At 72.6% G+C, this 7,615-nt stretch carries 6 protein-coding genes; 2 read left to right on the top strand and 4 right to left on the bottom strand.

From position 1 onward, the window contains the following. Positions 1-491 precede the first annotated feature (491 nt). Together ACIBPC_RS26650 and ACIBPC_RS26645 are read right to left on the bottom strand one after the other, a co-directional pair. Positions 492-1,448: an outer membrane lipoprotein carrier protein LolA gene (locus ACIBPC_RS26650; RefSeq protein WP_398848116.1), complete on the bottom strand. Its 957-nt coding sequence runs from the start codon at positions 1,446-1,448 to the stop codon at positions 492-494. A gap of 234 nt (positions 1,449-1,682) precedes the next feature. Then, a complete protein-coding gene (locus tag ACIBPC_RS26645) occupies positions 1,683-2,693 on the bottom strand; it encodes a polyprenyl synthetase family protein (RefSeq protein WP_362966979.1) in 1,011 nt (336 codons plus the stop codon). Between the two features lie 217 nt (positions 2,694-2,910). Here ACIBPC_RS26645 and ACIBPC_RS26640 point away from each other — a divergent pair, with 217 nt between their 5' ends. Together ACIBPC_RS26640 and ACIBPC_RS26635 are read left to right on the top strand one after the other, a co-directional pair. After that, a complete protein-coding gene (locus ACIBPC_RS26640; RefSeq protein ID WP_362966977.1) occupies positions 2,911-3,471 on the top strand; it encodes a hypothetical protein in 561 nt (186 codons plus the stop codon). 208 nt (positions 3,472-3,679) lie between these two features. Continuing rightward, positions 3,680-4,207 carry a hypothetical protein gene (locus ACIBPC_RS26635; protein ID WP_398848115.1) on the top strand — a complete coding sequence of 176 codons (528 nt, stop codon included), beginning with the start codon at positions 3,680-3,682 and terminating at the stop codon, positions 4,205-4,207. Positions 4,208-4,295: 88 nt separating this feature from the next. Here the strand turns inward: ACIBPC_RS26635 and nuoN are convergent, their stop codons facing one another. Both nuoN and ACIBPC_RS26625 read right to left on the bottom strand, forming a co-directional pair. Continuing rightward, entirely contained in the window at positions 4,296-5,903 is a 1,608-nt protein-coding gene (gene nuoN / locus ACIBPC_RS26630) for an NADH-quinone oxidoreductase subunit NuoN (protein ID WP_362966973.1), read from the bottom strand. Between the two features lie 73 nt (positions 5,904-5,976). Further along, positions 5,977-7,614 (bottom strand): NADH-quinone oxidoreductase subunit M, encoded by a 1,638-nt coding sequence (locus ACIBPC_RS26625; RefSeq protein ID WP_362966971.1) that lies wholly within the window; start codon positions 7,612-7,614, stop codon positions 5,977-5,979. Between the last annotated feature and the right edge of the window lies 1 nt (position 7,615).

Genomic DNA, 7,615 nt, shown 5'->3' with positions numbered 1-7,615 from the left:
CGGACACCGCGTCACCTTCGGCACAGCCGGGGAGCGGACAGGCACCGCTCACCGCGTCTGCGGGAGCACGGCACAGCCGACACACGCAGCCGGGCCACCGGCAGCGGGCGGCAACGGCTCGTCGTGGACGCGCCGTTCAGTGCAGGCACCGAGGGCGTCCGTACGTGTCACGGCCAAGCCCCTGGGTCCGTCGCCGAAGGGGTCGCCCTGCTCGCGACGCTCGCCGCGTCGTCGCAACGCCCGAGTACGCCCGGTGCGGGGACGATCCGGTGCCTTGCGAGCGGACGTACCCGGGGCCCCGGCCCGGGGGAGCCGCGAGCGGCCGGACGCTCCCGTTGAAGACGGACCCTGGCGAGCGCCAGGCGCGCTGTCCGCGCGACGACCGTGCCCGCCGGGGCGCCGGGGGCACGCCCCCCACAGCGCCGCCCCGCGCGCCCGGCGGGTGCCGGGGGCGCGGGGCGGCGTACGGGTGGAGGCGGGGTGACCCGGTGTCAGAAGCCGGAGTCGCCCGACGGGTCGAGCGACAGCAGGTCGTCGGGGAAGCCCTCCGGCAGGGCCTCGCCGGAGAGCAGGTCCTCGGGGAGCAGCTCCTCCAGCGCGGCCGGGTCGTCCGCCAGGTCGATCACCCGGGCGCCGCTCGGGGGCGTGAAGTCGAAGACGCTGCCCGCCGGCTGGGCGTAGTCGATCCGCGAGAACGCGACGTCGAGCGTCTGGTCCCCGGCCGTCCGCACCGTCACCGCGAGCGGCACGCCCGTCTCCGCGTCGACGGAGATCCGCGCGGACGTCGGGCCCGCGTCCCCCGCCTCCTCCCCCAGGACGTCGTCGTGGGGCTCGACCAGCAGCCGGTACGCGTCGCGCCCCGCCACGCGGGCCGTGCCGTCCACCGTGATGTCGGCGTGCTCGCCGAGCCGGTCGAGCAGCAGGTCCGCCGCCTCCTGGGGCGACAGGGCGTCGAACGGTGCCTCGTGCCGCCCTGCCCCGGCCTCCGCGTCCGCGGGCACCTCGCCCCGCAGCACGGTCGCGCTCGCGCTGTCGTAGACCCACAGCTCCTCGCCGTCGTGGACGAGTTCCAGCTCGCCGGAGTCCCCCGACCCGCCCGAGACCGTCAGGCGCTGCCGGTCGGGGCCGTCCACGGCGATGTCCACCCGGCCCTCGCCGGTGGCGAGCGACGCGAGGCGCCCCGCCGGGCCGTCCAGCGAGTCGACGGCCCCGTCCAGGAGGCCGCCGAAGTCGGGCACCCCCAGATCGGCCGAGATCCTGACCGTGCCGGACAGCTGGGCCGTCTCCGACTCGGCGATCCGCACCACGAGTTCCCGCGCCGTCACGTCGGGCAGCTCGGGTCCCCCCTCGTTCGCGAGCGCAGGCCAGACCCCGACCCCCACAGCGGCGACACCGGCCGCCACGGTGATCGGGACGGCCGCACGGCGCAAGCTCCTGTGCACAGCCATCCGATATCCCCTCCACTCCGTCTGGACACCTACCAGTGCACCAGCTCGGGACGATCCGGGCATCCACCGGAGGGAGGCATCCGCCCTACTCCCAGCGGATGACCGGCTGTCGTCCAGAGGGCCGGTACCCGTAAGGGTCCGCCGGACACCTCCCGGACCGCGGGCGGACGGCCGCGAGGGGGCGCGCGGCCGATGCCGCACGCCCCCTCGTGGTGGGTCGTGGTGGAGAACGGGTCAGGACGTGCGGACCGCCACCGCGTCGCACAGTTCGGCGAGCGCCGCCTTCGCCGCCATGTCGGGCAGCGGCTCCAGCGTCTGCCGCGCCTGCTCGGCGAACGACAGCGCGTCCGCCCGCGCCCGCGCCAGCGCCGGGTGGGCCCGCAGCCCGGCCAGCGCCTCCGCGTGCCGCGCGTCGTCCGTCAGGTCGCCCGAGAGCAGGTCGAGCAGCGCGCGGTCCTCGGCGGAACCGCCCTTGGCGACCATCTCCCGCAGCCGCAGCACCGGCAGCGTCGCCACGCCCTCGCGCAGGTCGGTGCCGGGCGTCTTGCCGGACTCCCGGCCGTCGCTCGTGATGTCCAGGACGTCGTCGGCGAGTTGGAACGCCGTGCCGATGCGCTCGCCGTACTGGGCGAGCGTGTTGACCACCGACTCGTCGGCGCCCGACATTATGGCGCCCATCCGCCCCGCCACGGCGATCAGCGAGCCCGTCTTGCCCGCGATGACGCCGAGGTGGTGCGCGATCGGGTCCTCGCCCTCCTGCGGCCCCGCCGTCTCCTGGATCTGGCCGGTCACCAGCCGCTCGAACGCCTCCGCCTGGATGCGGACGGCCTGCGTGCCGAGTTCGGCCACTATCGAGGAGGCCCGGGAGAAGAGGAAGTCGCCGGTGAGGACGGCCACCGAGTTGTTCCAGCGGGCGTTGGCGCTCGGCACGCCGCGGCGCACCTCGGCCTCGTCCATGATGTCGTCGTGGTACAGCGTCGCCAGGTGCGTCAGCTCAACGACCACGGCCGAGGGCACGACGCCCGGCGCGTGGGGATCGCCGAACTGGGCGGCCAGCAGGAGCAGCAGCGGCCTGAACCGCTTGCCGCCCGCGCGCACGAGGTGCTGCGCCGCTTCCGTTATGAACAGGACATCACTCTTCGTCGCCTCGACCAGCCCGGCCTCGACGGCTGTCAGACCAGCCTGGACATCGGCTTCCAGGGCCGGGTCCCGCACGCTCACCCCGAAGGGCCCCACGACGGTCACGAGCGCTCTCCCCTGTCTTCCGGTGCGTTGTCCCCCGCAGCGTAGCCGGTCGGTGGTGGATCACCGCCGGGGACGTACCGTCTGTCGTCAGCTCCTCGGCACTGGGTGATCAATTCGCCGCAGTCCCGCATCGTTCTCCACAGCTGGGTAACAACCGGACAGCCGTTGCAGATGTTCAGCTAATGTGCCCGGACGAGCACAACGTTGAGGGGAACCCATGCACAGGTCAATCAGGCTCGTCCTGCCCGTGACCGCGGCCGTCGCCGCTCTCGTCCTTACCGGATGCAACGACGACGAGGAAGCGGCGTTCGGCATGGGGGACGGCGGCTCGTCGGAGACTCCGGCCGAGGAGGAGGCGGACGGCGGCACGGAGGTCGAGGACCCCGCGCCGCCCGCGGAGGAGGAGGAATCCGAGGCTCCGGACGCCCCCGGCTCCGACACCGCCGGCACGGGCGACGTGCCGGGTGAGGCGCCCACCGCCGAGCAGCTTGAGGGCGACTGGCAGGTCGGCCCGGACGTCCTCGACCCGGTCTTCCGCTTCGAGAACGGCCAGGCCATCTTCCAGGAGGACACCGACATCGAGGGCGTCAACGAGGGAGACGTCTGCTACGGCCCGGTGATCAACGGCCACATATCGTTCACGTGCGAGCAGTACGGCGACGAGGCGTGGACCGACACCGAGGCCGACGTCCGGATGGAGGCCGAGGACCACCTCGTCGTCACCTGGAGCTCCGGTCTGGTCCAGGACTACGAGCCCGGCCGTCTCGCCGACTCCTGACACACGCACGGCGACGGCCCGGTGCCCCGGCGGACGCGGGCACCGGGCCGTCGCCATGCCTGTACGCGGGGTCGTCCGCGGGACCGCCCGACGTATCAGTCCAGCGGCGATTGCCATGGCCACGTAACGATGGATTCTCCCCCGGGCCGGGGGCGGCTAATCTGCCGGGACAGCTTGGTGTACAAGCAGAGCAAAACGAGGGGAAACCATGCACAGGTCCATACGGCTCGCCCTGCCCGCCGTCGCCGCGGCGTCGGCACTGGTACTGACCGGCTGCGGGGACGACTCCGAGCCGCCCTTCGGCGTCGGCGCCGAGGACATCCAGATCCCGGACGACAGCGATCTGCCCGATGTCCCCGACCCCGAGGTGCCGGGCGGCGAGGAGGAGCAGCCCGACGTCCCGGACCTGGGCGACGAGGACATGCCCGACCTGGGCGACATCCCGGGCTCCAGCCCGTTCGACGGCGAGTGGTACGTCGACCCGGCGGACACGGACGCCTCGCCGAACTTCGACATCTACTTCGGCCAGGTCAGCTTCACCGACATGGGCGCCTACGAGGGCGACCTGTGCTACGGCACGATCACCGAGGACGGCGCCATCACGCTCGACGAGTGCTCGATGTACGGCAACGACGAGTGGACCGACATGTCCGCCACCGCCGAGGTCAACGACGACGGCACGATGAACGTCACCTGGTCCTCCGGCGCCACGGAGACCTACCAGAACGTCGCCTGACGCCCGCGCGGCGCGCCCCAGGAGGCATGACGGCGGCCCGGTCCCCCACCGAGGGGGCGACCGGGCCGCCGTCTCCGTTCCAGGGCCGTCAGCGCACGAACACGCCCGCCTGGCTCGCCAGGTCGAGGAAGTACTGCGGCGCGACGCCCAGCACCACCGTGACGGCCGCCGCCAGCGCGACCACCGACATCGTCAGCGGGCTCGGGATCACCACCGAGGGCCCCTCGGCCTTCGGCTCGCTGAAGAACATCAGCACGATCACCCGCACGTAGAAGAACGCCGCGATGGCCGACGCGATCACGCCGACCACGACCAGGCCCATCGCCCCCGCGTCCGCCGCCGCCCGGAACACCGCGAACTTCCCGGCGAACCCGGACGTCAGCGGAATCCCCGCGAACGCCAGCAGGAACAGCGCGAACACCGCCGCCAGCAGCGGCGAACGCCGCCCCAGCCCCGCCCACTTGGACAGGTGCGTCGCCTCCCCGCCCGCGTCCCGCACCAGCGTGACCACCGCGAACGCGCCCAGCGTCACGAACGAGTACGCCGCCAGGTAGAACAGCACCGACGACACCCCGTCCTCGCTCACCGCGACCACACCGGACAGGATGAAGCCCGCGTGCGCGATCGACGAGTACGCCAGCAGCCGCTTCACGTCGGTCTGCGTCACGGCGATGACCGCGCCCGCGACCATCGACGCGATCGCCACGCCCCACAGCACCGGCTCCCAGTCCCAGCGCAGCCCCGGCAGCACCACGTACAGCAGCCGCAGGATCGCGCCGAACGCGGCCACCTTCGTCGCGGCGGCCATGAAGCCCGTCACCGGCGTCGGCGCGCCCTGGTACACGTCGGGCGTCCACATGTGGAACGGCACCGCGCCCACCTTGAACAGCAGCCCCACCAGCAGCATCGCGCCGCCGATCAGGAGCAGCGCGTCGTTCCCCATCGTCCCGGCGAGGCCCGGGTCCAGCGTCCCGACCTCGCCGCGCACGACCTCGCCGATCACGGTGTACGAGACCGAGCCCGCGTACCCGTACAGCAGCGCGATGCCGAAGAGCAGGAACGCCGAGGCGAACGCGCCCAGCAGGAAGTACTTGACCGCCGCCTCCTGCGACAGCAGCCGCCTGCGGCGCGCCAGCGCGCACAGCAGGTACAGCGGCAGCGACAGGACTTCGAGGGCGATGAACAGGACCAGCAGGTCGTTGGCCGCCGGGAAGAGCAGCATGCCGCCGACCGCGAACAGCAGCAGCGGGAAGATCTCCGTCGTCGTGTGCCCGGCCCGCACCGCCTCCTGCTCGGCCTGCCCGCCCGGCACGGCGGCCGGCTGCGCGGCGAACGAGTCGACCGCCGCGCCGTGCGCCGCCGGTTCGAGCCGCCGCTCGGCGAAGAGGAAGACCGACACGAGGCCGACCAGCACGATCACGCCCTGCAGGAACAGCGCCGGGCCGTCCACCGCCAGCGAGCCCATGCCCGCGATCTGCGCCTCGCTCGTCGCGTGCCCGCCGGACGCCAGCACCACCACGGCGGCGAACGCGCCCGCCAGCGCCAGCGCCGACAGCGCCACCTCGGTCACATACCGGTGCCTGCGCGGCACGAACGCCTCGACCAGCACGCCGAGCACGGCCGCCGCGAAGACGATCAGGCTGGGCGACAGCGCGCTCCACTCGATGTCAGGCGCCTGCAACTCACCCGGGATCATGCGCCACTCTCCTCGCTACCCGACATACCCGCCCTGCCCGCGTTCCGGGCCGTTCCGGCCACGCTCGCCCCGCTCACTCGGCGGCCTCCGCTTCCGCTGTCTCTTCCGCCTCCGCGATCTCGTGCTGCGGCCGCGGATCGTGGCGGTCCACGTCGGACAGCGTGTGCTCCACCGCCGGGTCGACGATCTCCGTCAGCGGCTTCGGGTAGACGCCGAGGAAGACCAGCAGCACGATCAGCGGCGCCACCACGGCGACCTCGCGCACGCGCAGGTCGGGCAGCTTCTCCAGGCCCGCCTTGACCGGCCCGGTCATCGTGCGCTGGTACAGCAGCAGCACGTACAGCGCGGCCAGCACGATGCCGGTGCACGCGATGATCCCGACCGCCTGCCAGCGGCTGAACGCGCCGACCAGCACCAGGAACTCACTGACGAACGGCCCCGTCCCCGGCAGCGACAGCGTCGCCAGGCCGCCGACGAGGAACGTCCCGGCCAGCACCGGCGCCGTCTTCTGCACGCCGCCGTAGTCCGCGATGAGCCGCGACCCGCGCCGCGCGATGAGGAAGCCGGCGACCAGCATCAGCGCCGCCGTGGCGATGCCGTGGTTGATCATGTACAGCGTCGCGCCGCCCTGGCCCTGGCTGGTCATCGCGAAGACGCCGAGCACGATGAAGCCGAAGTGGCTGATGGACGCGTACGCGATCAGCCGCTTCATGTCGCGCTGCCCGATGGCGAGCAGCGCGCCGTAGACGATGCTGACGAGCGCCAGCGTCACGACGACCGGCGTCGCCCACTCGCTCGCCTCCGGGAACATGCCCAGGCAGAACCGCAGCATCGCGAACGTGCCGACCTTGTCCACCACGGCCGTGATCAGCACGGCGACGGGGGCGGTGGACTCGCCCATCGCGTTCGGCAGCCACGTGTGCAGCGGCCACAGCGGCGCCTTGACGGCGAAGGCGAAGAAGAAGCCGAGGAACAGCCAGCGTTCGGCGTCGGCCGCGAAGTCCAGCTCACCGGACTGCCGCGCCTCCAGGATGGCCTGGAGGGAGAACGTGCCCTCGGGCAGCTGGTCGGCGGTCGCCACGTACAGGCCGATCACCGCGGCCAGCATGATGAGGCCGCCCGCGAGGTTGTAGAGGAGGAACTTGACCGCCGCGTACGACCGCTGGCGCGCCTGGCCCTCCTCGCCCTGCTCCCCCGCGCGGTCCCCGAAGCCGCCGATGAGGAAGTACATCGGGATCAGCATGGCTTCGAAGAAGATGTAGAAGAGGAAGACGTCGGTCGCGGCGAACGAGACGATCACCATCGCCTCGACCATGAGGATCAGCGCGAAGAAGCCCTGGGTGGGCCGCCAGCGCCGGTTCGCGGGGGTCTCGCCGTCCACGGGGTCCGCGTCGTTCCAGCCCGCGCCGATGAGGAACGGGATGAGCACGGCCGTCAGCGCGATCATCGCGACGCCGATGCCGTCCACGCCCAGCTCGTACCTGACGCCGAAGTCGGGGATCCAGGACCGCGACTCGGTGAGCTGGAACCGGTCGGCGCCCGGCGCGGTGTCGAAGCGCAGCACGACCGCCGCCGCAAGCGCCACCGTCAGCAGCGAGAAGCCGAGCGCCAGCCACTTCGCGGCCGTCCGCCGCGCGGCGGGCACCGCGGCGGTGACGACGGCGCCGAGCGCCGGAGCCACCGCCGTGGCCGTCAGCAGGGGAAATGACATG

This window comes from Streptomyces sp. NPDC049879, from assembly GCF_044461265.1.
Taxonomy (GTDB): domain Bacteria; phylum Actinomycetota; class Actinomycetes; order Streptomycetales; family Streptomycetaceae; genus Streptomyces.
Note: the sequence above shows the minus strand (reverse complement) of the source record. Positions and strands in the feature narration are given on the sequence as shown.

Bases quoted from the DNA above. Each gene is read 5' to 3' on its own strand.
- ACIBPC_RS26625 (WP_362966971.1), bottom strand. From the start codon at position 7,614: ATGTCATTTCCCCTGCTGACGGCCACGGCGGTGGCTCCGGCGCTCGGC.
- ACIBPC_RS26650 (WP_398848116.1), bottom strand. From the start codon at position 1,448: ATGGCTGTGCACAGGAGCTTGCGCCGTGCGGCCGTCCCGATCACCGTG.
- ACIBPC_RS26640 (WP_362966977.1), top strand. From the start codon at position 2,911: ATGCACAGGTCAATCAGGCTCGTCCTGCCCGTGACCGCGGCCGTCGCC.
- nuoN (WP_362966973.1), bottom strand. From the start codon at position 5,903: ATGATCCCGGGTGAGTTGCAGGCGCCTGACATCGAGTGGAGCGCGCTG.
- ACIBPC_RS26635 (WP_398848115.1), top strand. From the start codon at position 3,680: ATGCACAGGTCCATACGGCTCGCCCTGCCCGCCGTCGCCGCGGCGTCG.